General features: G+C 45.1%; 20 protein-coding genes and 3 pseudogenes. 15 read left to right on the top strand and 8 right to left on the bottom strand.

Annotation, left to right across the window (positions count from 1 at the left end):
• Positions 1-775 precede the first annotated feature (775 nt).
• Together LI074_RS15475 and LI074_RS15470 are read right to left on the bottom strand one after the other, a co-directional pair.
• Entirely contained in the window at positions 776-1,840 is a 1,065-nt protein-coding gene (locus LI074_RS15475; RefSeq protein ID WP_118140213.1) for a M28 family metallopeptidase, read from the bottom strand.
• A 4-nt stretch (positions 1,841-1,844) separates the two neighbouring features.
• Entirely contained in the window at positions 1,845-2,669 is an 825-nt protein-coding gene (locus tag LI074_RS15470) for a helix-turn-helix domain-containing protein (protein ID WP_008373574.1), read from the bottom strand.
• Positions 2,670-3,007: 338 nt separating this feature from the next.
• Here LI074_RS15470 and LI074_RS15465 point away from each other — a divergent pair, with 338 nt between their 5' ends.
• The 5 genes and pseudogenes from LI074_RS15465 to LI074_RS15445 all read left to right on the top strand — a co-directional run.
• Positions 3,008-3,421: a cysteine-rich VLP domain-containing protein gene (locus LI074_RS15465; RefSeq protein WP_008373577.1), complete on the top strand. Its 414-nt coding sequence runs from the start codon at positions 3,008-3,010 to the stop codon at positions 3,419-3,421.
• Positions 3,422-3,532: 111 nt separating this feature from the next.
• Positions 3,533-3,927: pseudogene (locus LI074_RS15460) on the top strand (replication initiator protein A).
• Between the two features lie 183 nt (positions 3,928-4,110).
• On the top strand, positions 4,111-5,055 hold the full coding sequence (mobV, locus tag LI074_RS15455; RefSeq protein WP_008373581.1) for a MobV family relaxase: 945 nt from the start codon (positions 4,111-4,113) through the stop codon (positions 5,053-5,055).
• A 72-nt stretch (positions 5,056-5,127) separates the two neighbouring features.
• Positions 5,128-5,322, top strand: coding sequence for a hypothetical protein (locus LI074_RS15450; protein ID WP_002334813.1), 195 nt, complete (start codon positions 5,128-5,130; stop codon positions 5,320-5,322).
• Positions 5,323-5,467: 145 nt separating this feature from the next.
• A pseudogene (locus LI074_RS15445) lies at positions 5,468-5,611 on the top strand (recombinase family protein); the annotation flags it as partial.
• A 7-nt stretch (positions 5,612-5,618) separates the two neighbouring features.
• Here LI074_RS15445 and LI074_RS15440 read toward each other — a convergent pair.
• The 6 genes from LI074_RS15440 to LI074_RS15415 all read right to left on the bottom strand — a co-directional run bounded on the left by LI074_RS15440 (position 5,619) and on the right by LI074_RS15415 (position 10,324).
• Entirely contained in the window at positions 5,619-7,292 is a 1,674-nt protein-coding gene (locus tag LI074_RS15440; protein WP_173698370.1) for a recombinase family protein, read from the bottom strand.
• Positions 7,293-7,369: 77 nt separating this feature from the next.
• A complete protein-coding gene (locus LI074_RS15435; RefSeq protein ID WP_002604472.1) occupies positions 7,370-7,543 on the bottom strand; it encodes a transposon-encoded TnpW family protein in 174 nt (57 codons plus the stop codon).
• Between the two features lie 458 nt (positions 7,544-8,001).
• The gene (locus LI074_RS15430) at positions 8,002-8,244 is read right to left on the bottom strand and encodes a helix-turn-helix domain-containing protein (RefSeq protein WP_002604473.1); all 243 of its coding nucleotides are present in this window, start codon (positions 8,242-8,244) and stop codon (positions 8,002-8,004) included.
• Positions 8,228-8,665 (bottom strand): sigma-70 family RNA polymerase sigma factor, encoded by a 438-nt coding sequence (locus LI074_RS15425; protein WP_002604474.1) that lies wholly within the window; start codon positions 8,663-8,665, stop codon positions 8,228-8,230. The genes LI074_RS15430 and LI074_RS15425 overlap by 17 nt, the downstream gene beginning before the upstream one ends.
• A gap of 473 nt (positions 8,666-9,138) precedes the next feature.
• Positions 9,139-10,122: a 23S rRNA (adenine(2503)-C(2))-methyltransferase RlmN gene (gene rlmN / locus LI074_RS15420; RefSeq protein ID WP_002584956.1), complete on the bottom strand. Its 984-nt coding sequence runs from the start codon at positions 10,120-10,122 to the stop codon at positions 9,139-9,141.
• A 16-nt stretch (positions 10,123-10,138) separates the two neighbouring features.
• Positions 10,139-10,324 (bottom strand): cysteine-rich KTR domain-containing protein, encoded by a 186-nt coding sequence (locus LI074_RS15415; RefSeq protein WP_003431289.1) that lies wholly within the window; start codon positions 10,322-10,324, stop codon positions 10,139-10,141.
• A 398-nt stretch (positions 10,325-10,722) separates the two neighbouring features.
• Between LI074_RS15415 and LI074_RS15410 the strand changes: the two genes are divergently transcribed.
• From LI074_RS15410 to LI074_RS18005, 10 genes and pseudogenes are all read left to right on the top strand, one after another.
• Positions 10,723-11,079, top strand: coding sequence for a helix-turn-helix transcriptional regulator (locus LI074_RS15410; RefSeq protein ID WP_002584957.1), 357 nt, complete (start codon positions 10,723-10,725; stop codon positions 11,077-11,079).
• Between the two features lie 201 nt (positions 11,080-11,280).
• Positions 11,281-11,610 carry a plasmid mobilization protein gene (locus LI074_RS15405; RefSeq protein ID WP_002584958.1) on the top strand — a complete coding sequence of 110 codons (330 nt, stop codon included), beginning with the start codon at positions 11,281-11,283 and terminating at the stop codon, positions 11,608-11,610.
• Positions 11,571-12,116 (top strand): annotated as a pseudogene (locus tag LI074_RS15400) (relaxase/mobilization nuclease domain-containing protein); the annotation flags it as partial. The gene LI074_RS15405 and the pseudogene LI074_RS15400, both read left to right, overlap by 40 nt.
• Before the next feature lie 465 nt (positions 12,117-12,581).
• Positions 12,582-14,078 carry a recombinase family protein gene (locus LI074_RS15395; protein WP_243868845.1) on the top strand — a complete coding sequence of 499 codons (1,497 nt, stop codon included), beginning with the start codon at positions 12,582-12,584 and terminating at the stop codon, positions 14,076-14,078.
• A 127-nt stretch (positions 14,079-14,205) separates the two neighbouring features.
• Positions 14,206-14,946: a putative signal transducing protein gene (locus LI074_RS15390; RefSeq protein ID WP_243426651.1), complete on the top strand. Its 741-nt coding sequence runs from the start codon at positions 14,206-14,208 to the stop codon at positions 14,944-14,946.
• Between the two features lie 833 nt (positions 14,947-15,779).
• Positions 15,780-16,058 carry a TnpV protein gene (locus tag LI074_RS15385; RefSeq protein WP_330398356.1) on the top strand — a complete coding sequence of 93 codons (279 nt, stop codon included), beginning with the start codon at positions 15,780-15,782 and terminating at the stop codon, positions 16,056-16,058.
• A gap of 143 nt (positions 16,059-16,201) precedes the next feature.
• Positions 16,202-16,546, top strand: a complete 345-nt coding sequence (locus LI074_RS15380) for a DUF2116 family Zn-ribbon domain-containing protein (RefSeq protein ID WP_008705137.1) — start codon at positions 16,202-16,204, stop codon at positions 16,544-16,546.
• Positions 16,547-16,601: 55 nt separating this feature from the next.
• The gene (locus LI074_RS15375) at positions 16,602-16,952 is read left to right on the top strand and encodes an SdpI family protein (protein ID WP_020993192.1); all 351 of its coding nucleotides are present in this window, start codon (positions 16,602-16,604) and stop codon (positions 16,950-16,952) included.
• Between the two features lie 64 nt (positions 16,953-17,016).
• Positions 17,017-17,208 (top strand): DUF6019 family protein, encoded by a 192-nt coding sequence (locus tag LI074_RS15370; RefSeq protein ID WP_008705135.1) that lies wholly within the window; start codon positions 17,017-17,019, stop codon positions 17,206-17,208.
• Between the two features lie 37 nt (positions 17,209-17,245).
• Positions 17,246-17,387 (top strand): DUF3784 domain-containing protein (locus tag LI074_RS18005; RefSeq protein ID WP_173698368.1); only part of this gene is annotated, 142 nt, incomplete at its 3' end.

Genomic DNA, 17,387 nt, shown 5'->3' with positions numbered 1-17,387 from the left:
AGCTTGCTGAAAAGTTTGGAGTATCTGCAAGAACAGTTTCCAGATGGGAAACAGGGGGTTCACTTAGATAAAGATACCACACCATTCCCACGCTGACTTTTGCTCAACCGATACAGCCGGAGGGCTGGATAACAAGAAAAGGCGGTATGCGCCCCGTGGAGGGGTAGCGTACCGCCTTTTCTTGTGGGGGTTTCCAAAGGGGGCAACGCCCCCATTTGGCACACGACTTTGCGAAGCAAAGTGTAGTGTGTTATACGCTCTGTCGGCGTTGCCGTGAAAATGCCGTTGCCGCCGGGGAGGGCAAGGGCATTTGAAGCGGCAGGAAAACAGGGTTGTGCTTGTGTGGCGTGGAGCCGCAAGCGCAGGTCTGTTTTCATCAGCAGACAGGGCGTATATGAAAGCCCCCGTCCCTCGTCCTACGCTCCGACTTGTGGACAAAATGTCCCGAAGTTGTGGCCACACTCCCGGAAAATCAGCAAGACAACGGGCAACCGTCAAGGCTGAAATGAACGGATTTACACCCGGCCTTGACCGCCACCCGCCGTCCCGCTGAATGAGTGGACAAGGCGGCCAATCCCGCAAAGTGCTTGGCCGCTCTCTTTCTGATTTTGGAGCGTTTTTCTCTAAAAATTGAAATGGGCGGGAAGCCATTTTAGGGCTTTCCCGCCTTGATTGCCTATCAGCAAAGACAGACGGGACTGTCAACGGCGGTGCATGAAATGCGCCGTTCATCTTGACCGTTGACTGGCTCGGATGTCTTTGCTATCCATTTGTGTTATTGCTCCCAGTTGTTTTCTTGAAGTAAAGAATATAATAATGTTGAATAGCTGCTGAGTGTATTTTGGACACGTCCGCTATATTCATTTTCAATAAAATCCAAATCATCCATATCTGTATGCATTATCAATCCATTCTTTTCTGTTTCGACAGGAGAACCATTTTCCCAGTTGTTTGCTTCAAAATATATGTACGGAATTCCTATGTCATTAAACGGTGCGTGGTCGCTTCTTTTTTGACCTGTAGGATAGGGATAATCGTTATTTCCGTCTGGTGGTAATTGTATGTTCAAGCCAATTTCCTTAACAATTTCGTAGGCTTTAAATACTGCTTCGGTATTATCAACAGTGCCGTTATCATTCACCTTACCGCCATACAAATAAAGATAATCCCCAGCGAGGACAGTATCAATGTTTATCATCAATATAATATTTTCTCTTTCCTTTTCGGAAAGTGATTCAACGTATGCCCTTGAGCCATACATTCCCGGTTCTTCTGAACCGAAAAATACATATTGAATAGTATAGTATGTTGGAGTGTTGACCATTCGCAGGGCATTTTCCAAAGCAACAGATACGCCGGAGCCATTGTCATCTACACCATGTGTTCCAGCACTATCATAATGTGCGCCAACAATAATCGTTTTTTCGCTTTCTCCTTTTTTGGTTATCAAAATATTTTGACTTGAATTACTTTTTTCACCTCCATCGAATACATTTTGTATGGCTTCATCCATCATAGGCGTGGAATCATCTATTTCAAAAGACTCTATAGCTATGTCGCTTTCCGCATATCCACCATTTAAGAGGACGGACAAAATAAATACAGCCATTTCCGTTTCTTTTTCAGTGCCAGCAACGCGCCCCGGATAGTTTGATTGAATATGTTTTAAAAAATTATATGCGGGTATTCCATAATCATTTTGTTCGGGGGTTATCGAAATTTCTTGGGAAAGTGTTAGGTCTTTGGCTTCTTCAATCAGCTCTGTTTTTTTACTACCACACCCATATAAACCCGTACATAAAAAAGCACATACTAAAAAGCATGAAAGTATCTTTTTCATAAAATCAATCTCCTTTTTTCTCATCACTATCTTTTGACATTTGCGTCATCATTTTCTTCGCCAGCTGCTGGAATAGGTCGGCAGTTTCTTCGTCCATCGGCGCAAGCTGTCCGATCTGTCCGGTTATCATTGCTGTTACATCGTCAATGGAAAGCGGGTTTTGCTTCTGCTCCGACAGTGCGTCCCGCATGGCTTGGAACATAGCGGCGGTCACAGCTTCCCCCGGCTGTTCTCCGTTATCAATGTCTTTCTTAATGTCCCGCAGGGTAGCAAGGAACACATTTTTGATTTTCTCAATCTCTGCTTCATGTTCCCCCATCTTCTGGGCGTTCAAAAATTGTAAATCCTGCTTTGCTTCCGCCCGGTGTTCCGGGTGTTCTTTCATCAAGTCGGACAGGGAAGCCGTTGCCATCTCGATAAGCTGGTTACGTGCCATTATCCCCTTTGCCGCCGTGTCCTGAAAATAAATCCGTATCAAATCTATCAGCTTGGGAAAATTCCTGTGTTCCAGTAAGCGATTGAGTATTTGCACATCAACAGCACCCGTCACAAGCCCCCTCACGGCTCCCTCTGACAAACCTAATTCAGAAATATCGTAACTTTTACGGACGCTCACGGTGGACAAGCCCAGTATATAGTCTGTCGATACCTTAAATTCCTTTGCCACTCCTATGAGAATATCACTGCTGACCGTTCTCGTTTCGCCGCTGACAATGCGGCTCAACTGGGAAGCGGAAACGCCTATCTTCTCTGCAAGTTCCTTTTGTGTGATATGGTTCCCGTTGCATAAATCGGAAATCCGCTGTCCGGGTGTTCCGGGTAAAGCCATAGATACGCACCTCCTCCACACACTTCCATTATACAGAATGATTGCAAAAATGCAATTTCCAAAGTGTAAACTTCATCAAAATGCAATTCTCGCAAAATTCCGGGGATTGCATTTTTTTCGTGTAGACTTAGGGTAGTTCATCGATGGACAGCACCTTGAAAACAGAATGACCGTCCGAAAAGGGATACCCCGGCTGGAGAAACACCGCAAGGAGCCGGACTTCGGGACAAAATGTCCCGAAGTTGCGGGGAGCGTGCCAACGCCGGAATACGCCGCAGGAATGGGGCAGGAAACCTTTTCGGGGAGAACGGCAACGGAAAGCAAAATGGAGGGAACGCATGAGAGATAACCCCTATAAAGACTTGCCGCCGCTGGAACGCAGGCCGGACGGTTCCCTTTACCGCATGACACCGGCGCAGAGGAAACAGGCGGCCAGCCTGATACGCCGGGAGTGCTGTTGCTGTGAGGACGGCAACTGCATTGCCCTTGACGATGGGGACACCTGCACCTGCCCGCAGACGGTTTCTTTCTCGGTCTGCTGTAAGTGGTTCCGCTGGGCGGTTTTGCCGCTGGACGGAACGCTGGAAGCGGAGATTTTCCGGGATAAGGACTTGAAACGCTGTGCGGTCTGCGGCGGCGTGTTCGTCCCCAAATCCAACCGGGCAAAATACTGCCCCGGCTGTGCCGCCAGAGTTCACAGGCGGCAGAAAACAGAAAGTGAACGGAAAAGGAGGTCTGCTGTGGACAGTTAGGAGCGAAAAAAGCCTTGATTTATCAGGTTTTGCGAGCCCCAAACCGGGGCGGGTGGTATAAAGTATCGCCCACCCCGGAAAACGGGCTTCTAACCGTCCACAAAACGCACTATGACAAATACCATCTATATCCATCAGCCGGAAAAGGCGTTCAGCTTCACCCGGCTCCCGAATTTTCTCTTTGCCCCCCCACATTCAAGCCCCTGTCCAACGAGGCAAAGGTTCTGTACGCCTTTATCCTGCGCCGGACAGAGTTATCCCGCAAGAATGGGTGGGCGGATGACTGCGGACGGATTTTCCTGTATTACCCTATCTGTGAGGTGGTTGACCTGCTCCACTGTGGGCGGCAGAAAGCGGTGAACACCCTGCGGGAACTGCAATACGCCGGACTGGTGGAGATCCAGAAGCAGGGCTGTGGAAAACCCAACCGCATTTTCCCAAAATCCTATGAAGCGGTTCCAAACACCGACTTCAAGAAATCCCGTTCTGGTACGCCGGAGGACTGAAAACCGTACCTATGAAGTACGGAAACCGCCCCCTTGAAGTACGAAAACCGGACGGTATATAGAAATACAAAGATTAAAATGATTGATTTATATCCATTCCATTCCTATCGTATCAGAGATAATTCCGGCGGGATTTTCCCTGTGGAAAACTCCGGATAGGAAAGGAATGGGGAAAGGAGCAGAATGGCACAACACGCAATTTTGCGGTTTGAGAAGCACAAGGGCAACCCGGCAAGGCCGCTGGAAGCCCATCACGAAAGACAGAAAGAACAATACGCCAGCAACCCCGACATTGACACAAGCCGGAGTAAATACAACTTCCATATCGTCAAGCCGGAGGGACGCTATTACCACTTCATTCAGAGCCGTATCGAGCAGGCCGGATGCCGGACGAGGAAAGACAGCACACGGTTTGTCGATACACTGGTAACTGCCAGCCCGGAGTTTTTCAAGGGGAAATCCCCAAAGGAGATACAGGCGTTTTTCCAGAGGGCGGCGGCTTTCCTCATTGGCCGGGTAGGACGGGAAAATATCGTGTCGTCGGTGGTACACATGGACGAGAAAACGCCCCACCTGCATTTGACCTTTGTTCCGCTGACAAAGGACAACCGCCTGTGTGCAAAGGAGATTATCGGCAACCGGGCAAACCTGACGAAGTGGCAGGACGATTTTCACGCCTATATGGTAGAGAAATATCCCGACTTGGAGCGTGGGGAGAGTGCCAGCAAGACAGGCCGGAAGCATATCCCCACCCGGCTTTTCAAACAGGCGATTTCCCTCTCCAAACAGGCCAGAGCCATTGAAGCCGCCCTTGACGGCATTAACCCGCTGAACGCCGGAAAGAAAAAAGAGGAAGCCCTCTCCATGCTGAAAAAGTGGTTCCCGCAGATGGAGAACTTCTTCGGGCAACTGAAAAAGTACAAGGTCACAATCAATGACTTGTTGGCGGAGAATGAGAAGCTGGAAGCAAGGGCAAAGGCCAGTGAAAAAGGCAAGATGAAAGATACGATGGAACGAGCAAAGCTGAAAAGCGAACTGGACAATTTACAGCGGCTGGTTGACCGTATCCCGCCGGATATACTGGCGGAACTGAAACGGCAGCAGCGGCACACGGTAAAGGAAAGGTGATAGATATAAGCAGAAATTTTCGCCGCTCCTGTGCGGCATTGTACCTTGAAAACTGAATATGGAGGACACTGGATGGCAAAAAGCGAAAGCGATATTTTTACACCCCGGACAGGGCAGGTCATACAAGCAGAGAACGGCACGCAGTATTTTGTATGTGGGAACAACCGTATAAAAATCTCCGAACACTTCGCCGCAGGCGGAAAGCCCCTCGGTGATCTGATTGTAGATGTGGTGCGGCATACCGCAGAAAAAGCCGCTTCAACCTGATAGCCCATCATTGATAACACGCCCACGCTTATGATATAATTGCCATAGAGCAAAAGTATTGTAAGCGTGGGTTGTTTCTTTAGAAGGAGGATTTTTAACGGTGAAACAACCTTACAATACTACGATTTACAACACGGCGCTTTATATGAGATTAAGCCGGGACGATGAAAACTATGGTGACAGCGTAAGCATTGAAACACAGCGGACAATCCTGCAACAGTACGCAAAGGAACAGGGACTTCATGTAGTCGGTGAGTATGTGGACGATGGCTGGTCGGGGACGAACTTTGCTGGGGTTAGATAGCGATACTTTTTACATCTACCATGTTGCGGCGGTCATGGTTGACAACTTGCGTCGGCTCCTGCTCGGTATCAACCTGTCCGACAAAGCTATAATGGATTTCGATTTTCCGGGTGTTGGTTTCCCGGTCTAATTCATGTATCAAAATACGGTCGATAAACTCATGGACGTTTTCATAGGTCAATTCCTGTATGTCGCTGTATTTCCCGACAATCTGAATAAACCTTGATATATCCCTTTTTCGCTCGGTAACGGTTGCGATCTGCTGTTGTAACTCGTCTATCCTTGCGGCAAGGGATTTCTTTTCGTCCTCATAGCCGGAAGTTAGAAACACAAACCGTTCATCTGTCAGTCTGCCTAATGCGTTGTCCTCATACAGCTTGCGGAAAAGCGTGTCAAGTTCGGTCATACGCGCCTGTGCTTTGAAAAGTTCCTTTTGCTGCTGCGCTAATGCCTTTCTCGCTTCCATGTCGCCGTACTCGGTAGCTTTACAGATAAAGTCCTGTTCGTGTTCCTTAACATACCGCAAAACCCGCCGCATATCTTCCAGCACTAAATCAAGAAGTACGTTTTTGCGGATATAATGAGAGGTACACTCGCTGCCTGTCCTTGCCCTGTTGCGCCATGCGCCGCAAGAATAGGAAAACTTGCGCGGCTCGATATTTACGCCCTGTTGGTAATACATCTTATGTCTGCAACCAGCGCAAAACAGCAAGCCGGAAAAAATATCAATCTCCGCTGCTTTTGTCGGGCGGTGGCGGGTAGCAATCCGCTTTTGCGCAAGTTCAAAGGTTTCCTCGTCAACAAGCGGCTCATGGGTGTTTGGGAAGAAATAGCGTTGTTCTTCTTCGTTCTTCCGGGTCTTTTTCGACTTGTAGGATACCTTGTGAGTTTTCGCGGTTATGGTATGCCCTAAATATTCCTGCCTTGCTAATATGTCATAGAGCGTTTTGTCCGGCCAAGTATAGGGGGCGATCATTGCCCGCTGATACCGCGCCTGTCCTGTACGCTGATAGCGCAACGCTCCAATCGTCAAGACTTTGTTTTCCGCAAGCCATTTTTGGATTTCGCACATACGCACGCCGCTAACAAACATAGCGAAAACCTGTTTGACAATCGGCGCGGTTTCCGGGTCGGGTATAAGGTGGTGGCGGTTGTTCGGGTCTGGGATATAGCCGTATGGATATTCCCCGTTGACGCGCTCGCCTTTTTGCGCCTGTGCCTGTTTAACTGCGCGGATTTTCTTGCTTGTGTCGCGGGCGTAAAACTCGTTAAACCAGTTCCGCAAGGGGGTAAACTCGTTATCCTCCCGCGCTGTGTCAACTCCGTCGTTGATCGCGATATAGCGTACTCCGTTTTCGGGAAATACAATCTCTATGAGTTCGCCCGTTTTCAGATAGGTTCTGCCAAGACGGGAAAGGTCTTTGGTAATGACCGTCGCCACTCGTCCGGCTTCCACTTCCTGCAACATCGCTTGCAGCCCCTCGCGCTCAAAACTCACGCCGGAAAATCCGTCGTCCACAAAAAACTTTGTGTTCAAAAAATGGTGTTCGTCCGCATAGCGTTGAAGTATCATTTTTTGGTGCTGTATGCTTCCGCTTTCTCCGGCTTGCATATCCTCTTGACTTAAACGGCAGTAAAGGGCGGTGATTTTATTCGACTGTAACATTAGTCCTCCTTTCCGACAGCCGAATAAACAGGTATAATGTGTTGCTATCATTATACCATATCCCGCCGCCTAATGCACTACTCGGACGCTAAAAATCCCGGATTTCCGGGCTTTTTCTGCAAATCCTTTACAATGAGTTTCTCAATCTTTTTATGGATTGTATCGGTTGCCTTTTCACTCGGCAACGCTTGAACAAGATAGGTGATTTTCCCTATTTTGCGTTCGGTTGTAATTGTCTGTTTTTTATCCATTAGAAAAACCTCCTTTTCCTGTATGGATAAACTATATTCGTCAAAAGGCAAAAACGGGCGGTTGTTAGCTGCAACCTCACGGGAGTTTCACCCCGGCCCATGCTTATGGGTGCGCCGCGCAATACTTTGAGGGTGTTCAACGCGGGAGTATCATTGTGCCGCCTTGTATGTCGTCGCCCACAAGCTGCTAAACCTGTTTTACGGCGCGGTAGTTCTCGCTCGGCTTTTCCCCTATGGGGAAAAGCTGTCATGGCGTACCCGCCGACTGGCTCGGTACAGACGGAATGTACCCGTTTGCCTGTTATGCTGCGCACCAAAGGCCGCTTTCTTTGTCAAAGAACAATAGGCTTTGTCGGCCTGCAAAAGCACATCAACAGCGGATATGCTTTTGCGGAACGACAAATAGCCCATAACGGGAAGCGTGGAAAGGGGACACGCTCCCCGCATGGGCTAAAAGATTATCCTACATGAAAAGCAAGGGTGCGGGTAATAAGGCGCACTTGCAGCCTGTTACGCATTTCCTCGTCCACATAGGAATAGGTATTGCCCGCGTCGTCTTTCAGCGTGCGGGTACAAAGTTTCGCTATGTAACCCTCGTAGTGCTTCAAGATCGCGCACATGGCGGTTGTGTCGCCGTTTGCCGCTGCGGAAATGACAGGGAACGGCAACAGATTTTCAGACTTCCTAACGGTATTCATCATCTGCTTTTCCCTCCAAATACTGTTTGATTTTCGCAAGCGCGGATTTCCTGTGCCGGAAAACCGTCGTGCGTACAACATTCAGCAGTTCGCCAATTTCCGCGTCGCTCATATCCAAGAAGTAGGACAAAAGGATAATGTCGCGTTTCCTTTCGGGCAAAGCGTTAAGGGCTTCGGCAAGCAGTTCATTTTTGACGAGTACATCAAAGCCGGACACTTGAAAACGGAAATAATCGCTTTCGTATTCGTCCGTTGTGAAAAGCTGCGCGAGTTCGCTTTCGCTCAAATCCGAAAAAGTAACTTCGCGTGCTGCGCGTTTCGCAAGAGTGCGGCGGTGGCTTTTCGCTTCGCCGACCAAAGTTTTCTTTGCTAATGCGTCGTACTGATGTTGTATTCTTTCCTTGTCGGAAGAAGATAGCTCCATAGAGTTCACCTCCTTCCCGCGTGGAGTAGAGGACGGGAGTTAAGGGCTTGTCCTCTCTGCCCCTTTCGCTCCGTACCCGTTCGGGAGATGGCTCTTGAGTGCGCTTTTCAGAAAAAAGTTGAAAAAAGCAAAATGCGCCCGTCCGCAAGACGCGGACGGGCGCAAAGGAAATGTAAGCAGTAGCTAAATGTATTGACAGTTCACATTCATAGCCGGAATATCCCGCTTGCGGAGCATAGCTTTTTTTGACCGCAAAGCATTAGGCGGGTTACAGTAAATAAAAATGGACACGGCGATACCTCCCCGATACCGCCGTATCCTTAAAAAAGGGCGACTTTAATACACTACCCGCAATCCATTCTATAATAGGGAACAGCGGCTTTTGCGCAATATTAAATAAAAAAGCCGATAACACATAGGTTTTTTGACCTAATGCGTTATCGGCTCTGCGTCTATGCGTCTGGCACTTTTAATCATTTTTTTTTGAATTTATTATATGTGTTAGCTAACTGTCCACAAGCCGCGTTAATCTCTCTGCCATGAGAAACTCTCATAGTAACTTCAAGTCCTGCTTGCTCTAATTGATGTTTGAATGCAACTATTTCCCGTTTCTGTGGTGCTTTAATTCTTGAATTGCTTGTTGGGTTGTATTGTAACACGTTAATCATAACTTTTTTGCCCCGAAACCATTTTGCAAGTTGTCTTACATCTGAGGGCCGGTCATTTATACCCGGTAAAAGCAAATACGCAAAGACAATTTTGCGATTATGCCTTTCAGAATAGGATAAGGCTTGCTTAACAACATCTTCAATAGCATATATGCGCATGTGAGGAATAATACGATTTCTTGCAGATTGTGTTGCTGCGTGTAAAGATATTGTCAACTGAATTTTAAGATGTTCCTCGCGCAATTTTTTTAATTGATCGACCGGACCAACTGTTGATATGGTAATGCCGTCGGTTGGAAAGTTGAGCCCATATCTATCTCGGAGAATATGGATTGCTTTTATCAAGTTGTCATAATTGAATAAAGGCTCTCCCATACCCATAAAAACGATACGGTTTACTTTTCGACGCAACAATATAATCTGTTGTACGATTTCTGACGATGTTAGATTACGAACAAAGCCATTTCGCCCGGACTCACAAAAAATACAACCAACAGGACAACCGACTTGTGTGCTCACGCAAACAGTTCCACCATCTCGCCGCTTGATAAAAACCGTTTCAATGTATTTGTTGTCTTTCAGTTCGTAAACATACTTTTCAGTATCACTGCTTTTGCAAATATTTTTTACCAACATTGATAGATTTTTTTTGCGTGGTAATTGCTTATATAATTCTTCATATAAGGCTTTTGCTTCATTCTCGCCAATAACTTCCGACATTTCTTTGTAAGTAAATCCGTATGGATCATTCCGTACTTCCGCAGGCGTATATTTAGGTAAACGTTTCATTTTTATATCCTTTCTTCTAAATAATAAAAGTTTGTTTTTCTGTATTTTTGATTACAATCTCTAATTTTTCTACATCAATGATATGCGTCAATTTGCATTTAGGGCAGAAAAGAGGAAAATCTTTTAATACAGTATTATGAAATACTTGAACTCTCGTCTTTCCGTTACAAATCGGACATTTTATCCAATATTTTTTAAGCATTATATTTCACTCGTCCTTTTTACACAAAAAAATGCAGGTCAATCCTCAACATGAGCATTGACCTGCATTTATAATGCACAGAGCAGTACAACAAAACTAAGGCATAGCTTGCACTATGTCTATACTATATCTATACGTCGTTAGTTTTTTGTATAGCATCCGCAAAATAAGCATGACAAAAAAGCCCATGTTGAAAATGGGAAAATCCTTTTTTTCAATGCTTATCTAATACGCATGCTATGCAACATAAACGCCGCCTCCTTTTACATAAATTTTATTTTATCAGAAAATCAGTCTACTGTCAATACACAACAGGAAGTATTTAACCTAATGATATGAATTGTGTGGACATATCCAAAAAGAAAGGTGAACTGTAAAATGTAACAGGGTGAATGAAAATGGCAAAAAGACCCGTACCATTGTACGACTTTAAGGCTTTCGGGGCAGCTATAAAAGCCGCGAGAAATGAATACGGCGAGAGCCGCAAAAAGGTAAGCGACGAGTTATATATTTCCCCGCGCTACCTTGCGAATATCGAGAACAAGGGACAACAGCCGAGTTTACAGGTATTCTATGACCTTGTAACCCGGTATCATATTTCGGTAGATCAATTTTTCTTCCCGAACAGCAATGCGGAGAAATCCACCGGGCGGCGGCAGCTTGACGCGCTGCTGGACGGTATGAGCGATAAAGGCATACGGATTGTAACCGCAACAGCAAGGGAGATAACGGAAGTCGAAAAAGCAGAGGATTAACCTCACAATATGAGAAATCGGGAGATTGCAGCGCATGGCGGCTGCAATCTTTTTTTGCGTCCAAAATCAAAGGAACGCGCAACAAATACCGCCTTTCGGTGGGGGTATGGAGTAGATAGCAAGCACAGCAAACGAGTACCCGTTTGCGGAAAATGCTTGTTGGGATAATCCCAAACCCTTATACCGAAAGGCGGTGCGGAAATGGAAAACCGAAAGAGAAATATACAGATGAAGTTTTACGTTACGGAAGAAGAAAAGCGGCTGATCGACGAGAAGATGAAGCAGCTTCCCATAAAGCAGTATGGGGCATACTTCCGTAAAATGGCGATAGACGGGTATATTCTTGTCGTTGACCGAAGCGACACAAAAGCATATATCCGGGAACTGCAAGCGGTGAGCCGGAACATCAACCAAATTGCAAAACGCGCCAATGCGACGGGGACGGTTTACAGGCAGGATATAGAGGACATTAAAAAGGCGGTGGACGAGATATGGCGGTTACAAAGACGCACCCTATTAAATCAACCTTAAAGGCTGCGATAGACTATATCTTAAATCCCGAAAAGACAGACGGGAAGCTGCTTGCGTCCTCTTTCGGCTGCGGGCTGGAAACCGCCGATATTGAGTTTGCATGGACGCGGGAAGCTGCCGGAGATCGCGGCACACATTTAGGGCGGCACTTGATACAATCCTTTGCGGTGGGAGAAACCACACCGGAAGAAGCGCACAAAATCGGCATGGAACTTGCCGGGGCGGTATTAGGCGGCAAGTATGAGTTTGTTTTGACAACTCACGTCGATAAAGACCATCTGCATAATCACTTGATTTTCAACGCGGTTAGCTTCGTTGACTACAAAAAGTACCATTCCAACAAGCAAAGCTATCACTTTATCCGGCGCACCAGCGACAGGATATGTAAAGAGCATGGGCTATCCGTCGTCGTACCGGGACAGGACAAGGGAAAAAGCTATGCAGAATACACCGCCGAAAAGCAAGGGACAACGGATTTATTTCGCTCCACTCTGAAAACTGCCATATTTCCTCACTTCCTCTCTTGGTATGCGTGGACAATTAGAAAGCCGTTTTCGGCTGTTTTGGTATTGCAATATGCCCTTTGCCGTTTTCGCGTCTGCAAAGCCGCATGGCACAAGGGCTTTTGCCCGTCTATTTGTCCATGCTGGCGTGCGTTTTCCGCGTCCTTTTGCCGGGGCAATAGGGACACTCTTTGAAAACGCAAAACTCATATTTCCACCCGGGGCGGTAGAAACGGCAAGTGCCGCAATCTTCATCATCTCCGGCACAACCGGATTGATAGCGGTCAAATCCCGGCTTCTGCTGCATGAGCAATTCAAACGCCCGCTGCTTGCCCTTTGTGAAATACATTCCGGCTGCACCTCCTTTCCTGCGGGCATAAAAAAACGGCGTTACTTTCTCCCCCAAAGGGGTTAAGGTAACGCCGTTTGTGTGCGTATTCAGTTTTTAACACATTCCCTGTCTATCCGCTGTCCGCAAAACCATTGATTTTATTAGCTTTTTGCCGCTATCGCTATCACACCTCATTATTTGAACGCCCGGATTTTCAGCGCATGATGGACGATGTGGAAGCCGGAAAAGTAAACTGCATTGTCACGAAAGACCTTTCCCGTTTCGGGCGGGAACATGTGATGATGGACTACTATCTGGAATTTCTGTTCCCGGAAAAACGGGTGCGCTACATCGCCGTTGCGGAGAATGAGGACACAGAGAAAGGGCTTTCCGATTTTGTCCCGTTCAAAAACCTGTTCAATGAATGGTTTGCGAAAGATACGAGCCGCAAGGTAAAGGCCGCTTTCAAAGCGAAGTTTGCCACAGGACAGCGTATCGGTGCCTATGCTCCCATCGGGTACAGGAAACACCCGGAAATCAAAAACAAGCTGATAATCGACGAGGAAACCCGCTGGATAGTGGAGAAGATTTTTGACCTTGCCATTCATGGCAGAGGGGCGGCCAGTATCACAAGAATACTGATTATGGAAAAGGTTCCCACACCGGGATTTATCAATTTCCAGCGTGATGGGACTTTTGCAAACATCTATGCGGGTGCGCCGGAGGAAAAAAGCTACGCATGGACGATAGCCCAGGTCAAGAGCATTATGAAAGATGAAACCTATATCGGCCATACCATCCACTACCGGGAAACGAACATTTCCTTTAAGAACAAGCGGAGGGTACGCAAGCCCCAAAGTGAATGGGTGCGGGTGGAGAATACGCAGGAGCCGATTATCAGCGAACAGGTTTTCCGGCAGGTACAGGAGCAGATAGCAAACCGCCGCAGGAAGTGCAAGGATGGTACAACGCAGATTTTTTCCGGATTGGTAAAATGTGCGGATTGCGGCTGGTCGCTGTCCTATGGGGAGAACAGGCAGAACAGCAAGCCTTACGGCCATTATCATTGTAGCAAGTACGGACAGGGCACACGCCAATGCTCCATGCACTATATCCGCTATGATGTGCTTTACGCCTATGTCCTCTCCCGTCTGCAATACTGGTCGGGGCTGGTACAGCATGATGAAGAACGGCTCTTGAAGCGGCTGTTAAATGCCACTGATAAGGGACAGGCCGCCGCAAGAAAGAAGCAGGCCGCAGAACTGAAAAAGGCAGAGAAGCGGAAAGCCGAAGTCGATACCCTGTTTGCCCGGATGTATGAGGACTGGGCGGCGGGGCGTATCACGGAATACAACTTCTCTATGCTGTCCGGGAAGTATCAAAGCGAACAGGCTGAACTGGACGAAAAGATTGAGCGGCTTCAATCTGCTATCGCCACTGAAAGCCAGAACGCCGCAGACGCAGAAAAATGGATTGCCTTGATGAAAGAGTGCGTCAATCCAACGGAACTGACCGCCGAACTTTTGAATACGCTGATTGAAAAAATCGTTGTCCATGAAGCGGTCAAAGGTGAGGACGGAAGCCGGGAACAGGAGGTAGAAATCTTCTACCGCTTTATCGGCAAAATTGATTAAATGACATCAATATCTTTAACTATGTGATACCGGAATAAATATGCCAGATCTCAGTATACTTGTTCAACTTGCTGAGTATTACGATGTTGAGATGAGAGAGCTCCTGGATGGAGAAAGGAGCCAGACTATGAATAAAGAGATGAAAGAAACATTGGACAAAGTTGCGGTGTATGAAGAATGGGTGAAACAAAAAGCATTAAAGGCTGGAAATCTTGCATTTGCATCAATGTTTGTGATTAGTGTGTTAGCGATTATTATTCAGATGTTATTAACGGTGGATATTCGCTTGGTTTTAGGAGAGACAGCAACTGCTTTAGTAGGAGGAACCCTGTATGCCTCTATTATGGTGTATAATGGAATATGGGATAAATGTTTGCCAAAAAGTGCTACTATATGGAGAGATTTTCTCACCAGTGTGATATGTGCAGGAATTTTTACAGTCATCTATGGCATATGTTTATTTAAAATGGGAGCTACAGAAACACAGGTAACACGATTAGCATTGGGATTTCTGATTGGTATTACTATTGTGGCATTTATTGTTCTTAGGCTCTTGGCATTTATTAATCGAAAAAGAAACCAGAATTCGTCAAATGTTCAGGAGAAAAAGGAAACTTCTCTATCTAAGGCAGAATGGACAAAAATTTATAATGCACAGAATATAGTAGAGACAGAACAACTTGTAGAAATGTTAAAGCAAAATGGAATAGCAGCTTTTTCACAGGAAGCAGGTGCGAATGTTGCAATGCATGGGGCACCTGGATTTGGAATATATGGTGTGGATATATTCGTGAAAACCGATGATGCAAAGAAGGCAGTACAGCTGATTAAGGAGATTAATAACCAAGAGAATGAAGAAAATTTTTGACATTTTCACACATGCGTGCTAATATGATTATAGATAAAGAGTGCTACCGATAGACGGTTAGTCCGATATATGTTTTGACAAAAATTGCCGCTTAGTTTACCAGACCAGGGCGGCTATTTTTGTGGTTTATTATTATCCTTGCCAAATGTATATCCGATACTAAAGCAGGTTAAGCCGAAGCTCACTACTGCTATGAAGTCAACAATACTCATTGGCTTAGCCCTCCTTTCCAGTGGATTCCCTTTCGGGTTTCTATGTAATCAGAGGGTCACAGGTCTCCGTTTCACTTCGGTCGTTGCAAAACGAGTGCCACTGGCACTCTGCAACCCTCTGTTGAAGGACTAACCGCCTACCGTTATGGTAGCACCCATGTTTCGATTATAACAGTTAAAAATTACCGGTGCAATATAAAGTTGGTAGAGTAGCATCGGTTAGCTGTGGAAAAGAATTTTTTCGACCAGGGCTTCCGGTGCCAAAACGGTGCCAAGAAATCAGGCAAATCAAAATAGGTGGTGCAATTCAGCCGTTTTTCACTGTATTTTGGAGAGAAAACCATAAAAAATATGAGATAAAACGGGATTAAAGTATCGTGAAGGTGGACGTACTGTTGGATCAGGACGTGTTGCTACAATCATCGAATAATTTTAGCATAACATCTTAAATTATATATATTGAGTACCGCAAGGTACATTGTGTCCAAACGTAAGATACCCCGGAACCGTAAGGTTTCCGGGGTTTTTCTGTTGCCTGGAAACATAAAAATTATGAAAAATAATTCTATATTAAAATATGGATATTTGATGAAATCTTTGCTGTTGAATTAAGAAGAACCGATATATGGAAAATATGGAATGTTGCGAAAACAGTTCCTGAAGGAACACAGATCAGCAAAATATCAATACTTGCTATTGACTGGAAAGCTGACGAAACACCTGAATCAGATTGATCAGGAAGCCAGAAAGCAGGTGGAAATACTTATGGAACAGATGGTGAAAAAACAGGGTGCGACGGAAGAATTAAAGGCACAGGATCAGATGAAGTGGGTTAGATTAATGATTAATATAAAATCCAGTGCAGAAGAAATTGTAGTGAAAAATACGATATATATGTAGGTGGAAATAGGCGGTCGAAAAGGATCGCTTTTTTCTGTTTTGTGTGTATTGGAATAGTATTTTAAAATGAACTATGGTAGAATAAAGTAAAGACAAATCGAGAGCTTTTGGATAAAATTTTGAAAATTATCGAGGAAGTTACTATGAAAAAATGTAGATATTGTGGCAAAGAATTAGATAGTAATTTGGAATTTTGTAGCAGTGAGTGCGAAAACAGCTATAGAAAGATAATTGAAAAAGATAGACATAAAATTAAGTATTTCATTTCGAGCATTATTTTAGGGTTTTTAGCTATGTTTTATGGTGTTGTGTCAAGCCGCAATTGCATGATTGGAAGTGGAATTATAGTAATGGGGGTCACTGTTGTTTTGCTTCCATTTACTACTTCAGAAACAACTGCTTTATTTGGAAATAAAAAGGCGAGATTTATTGGAAGAATACTAGGCATGATACTTATAGCGGTTGGAATATGGGTAGGGTTTATTTGATGACAACTTTAGTCTTTAGAGCAAATTAATCAGAAGTTGAGAGGAGATCTCTGTAATGTTTATATTTTTATCTGCGTGTTCACTTTTAGTACCGTTATCTATGATTATATTGGGATATACGTGGAAAGATAAGCCTCCTAAAGATCGGCAGGGGAGTTCGGGATATCGAACTACTATGTCAAGGATGAATGATGAAACATGGAGATATGCACACAGGTGTTGGGGCTGGATAAACTTTGTTTTAGGAATCATCCTGGTGATACTATCGATTTTTATTTTGATTTTAACGAAAGATGATACAAACTTTGAAATGATTTCTGTTTATTTGGTGTTTTTACAATTAGGAATTATGGTGCTTACAATTATTCCGACAGAATTTTTGTTGCATAAACATTTTACAAAGTAAGGAATGAAAAAATAGCTAATTTCCAATTGGCGGAAATGAAAATCGGAAGTTGGAGGATTGAATTATGTGGAATGAATTAGGTATAAGCGGTGGAACCGCAATTGTTATTTTGATTGCACTGTATTTCGTTATCAAATGGGCAGTGAAGAATGGCATCAAAGAAGCCTACAGTGCTATCACTGGAAAGAAAACTGATGAAGATATCCAAAACGAAAAAGAGTTGAAAGAACTTGGATTGGATTCAGAAGATCAATAACTTCAAGTTTGTGGAATCGACTGAAAGGAAGCATTATATGTTCTATATTGTTTTTAACTTTGCAATGGCAGTGATTATGTTTTTATTTGGAATATGGTTTTATAGGTCAAAGGGACAAGCATCTAAATTCTTGTCTGGTTATAATATGAAATCAGCAGAAGAACGAAAAAAATATGATG

Origin of the sequence: Blautia sp. MSK18_10 (assembly GCF_020553185.1) — a bacterium.
In the GTDB taxonomy this organism is placed as follows: Bacteria; Bacillota; Clostridia; order Lachnospirales; family Lachnospiraceae; genus Blautia_A; species Blautia_A wexlerae.
The sequence above is the reverse complement of the archived record's forward strand: the minus strand, read 5'-3'. Positions and strand labels throughout refer to the sequence as shown.

Excerpts from the sequence above, each read along its gene's own strand:
- LI074_RS15475 (WP_118140213.1), bottom strand. The coding sequence starts at position 1,840 with ATGAAAAAGATACTTTCATGCTTTTTAGTATGTGCTTTTTTATGTACG.
- LI074_RS15470 (WP_008373574.1), bottom strand. The coding sequence starts at position 2,669 with ATGGCTTTACCCGGAACACCCGGACAGCGGATTTCCGATTTATGCAAC.
- LI074_RS15465 (WP_008373577.1), top strand. The coding sequence starts at position 3,008 with ATGAGAGATAACCCCTATAAAGACTTGCCGCCGCTGGAACGCAGGCCG.
- mobV (WP_008373581.1), top strand. The coding sequence starts at position 4,111 with ATGGCACAACACGCAATTTTGCGGTTTGAGAAGCACAAGGGCAACCCG.
- LI074_RS15450 (WP_002334813.1), top strand. The coding sequence starts at position 5,128 with ATGGCAAAAAGCGAAAGCGATATTTTTACACCCCGGACAGGGCAGGTC.
- LI074_RS15440 (WP_173698370.1), bottom strand. The coding sequence starts at position 7,292 with ATGTTACAGTCGAATAAAATCACCGCCCTTTACTGCCGTTTAAGTCAA.
- LI074_RS15435 (WP_002604472.1), bottom strand. The coding sequence starts at position 7,543 with ATGGATAAAAAACAGACAATTACAACCGAACGCAAAATAGGGAAAATC.
- LI074_RS15430 (WP_002604473.1), bottom strand. The coding sequence starts at position 8,244 with ATGATGAATACCGTTAGGAAGTCTGAAAATCTGTTGCCGTTCCCTGTC.
- LI074_RS15425 (WP_002604474.1), bottom strand. The coding sequence starts at position 8,665 with ATGGAGCTATCTTCTTCCGACAAGGAAAGAATACAACATCAGTACGAC.
- rlmN (WP_002584956.1), bottom strand. The coding sequence starts at position 10,122 with ATGAAACGTTTACCTAAATATACGCCTGCGGAAGTACGGAATGATCCA.
- LI074_RS15415 (WP_003431289.1), bottom strand. The coding sequence starts at position 10,324 with ATGCTTAAAAAATATTGGATAAAATGTCCGATTTGTAACGGAAAGACG.
- LI074_RS15410 (WP_002584957.1), top strand. The coding sequence starts at position 10,723 with ATGGCAAAAAGACCCGTACCATTGTACGACTTTAAGGCTTTCGGGGCA.
- LI074_RS15405 (WP_002584958.1), top strand. The coding sequence starts at position 11,281 with ATGGAAAACCGAAAGAGAAATATACAGATGAAGTTTTACGTTACGGAA.
- LI074_RS15390 (WP_243426651.1), top strand. The coding sequence starts at position 14,206 with ATGAATAAAGAGATGAAAGAAACATTGGACAAAGTTGCGGTGTATGAA.
- LI074_RS15380 (WP_008705137.1), top strand. The coding sequence starts at position 16,202 with ATGAAAAAATGTAGATATTGTGGCAAAGAATTAGATAGTAATTTGGAA.
- LI074_RS15375 (WP_020993192.1), top strand. The coding sequence starts at position 16,602 with ATGTTTATATTTTTATCTGCGTGTTCACTTTTAGTACCGTTATCTATG.
- LI074_RS15370 (WP_008705135.1), top strand. The coding sequence starts at position 17,017 with ATGTGGAATGAATTAGGTATAAGCGGTGGAACCGCAATTGTTATTTTG.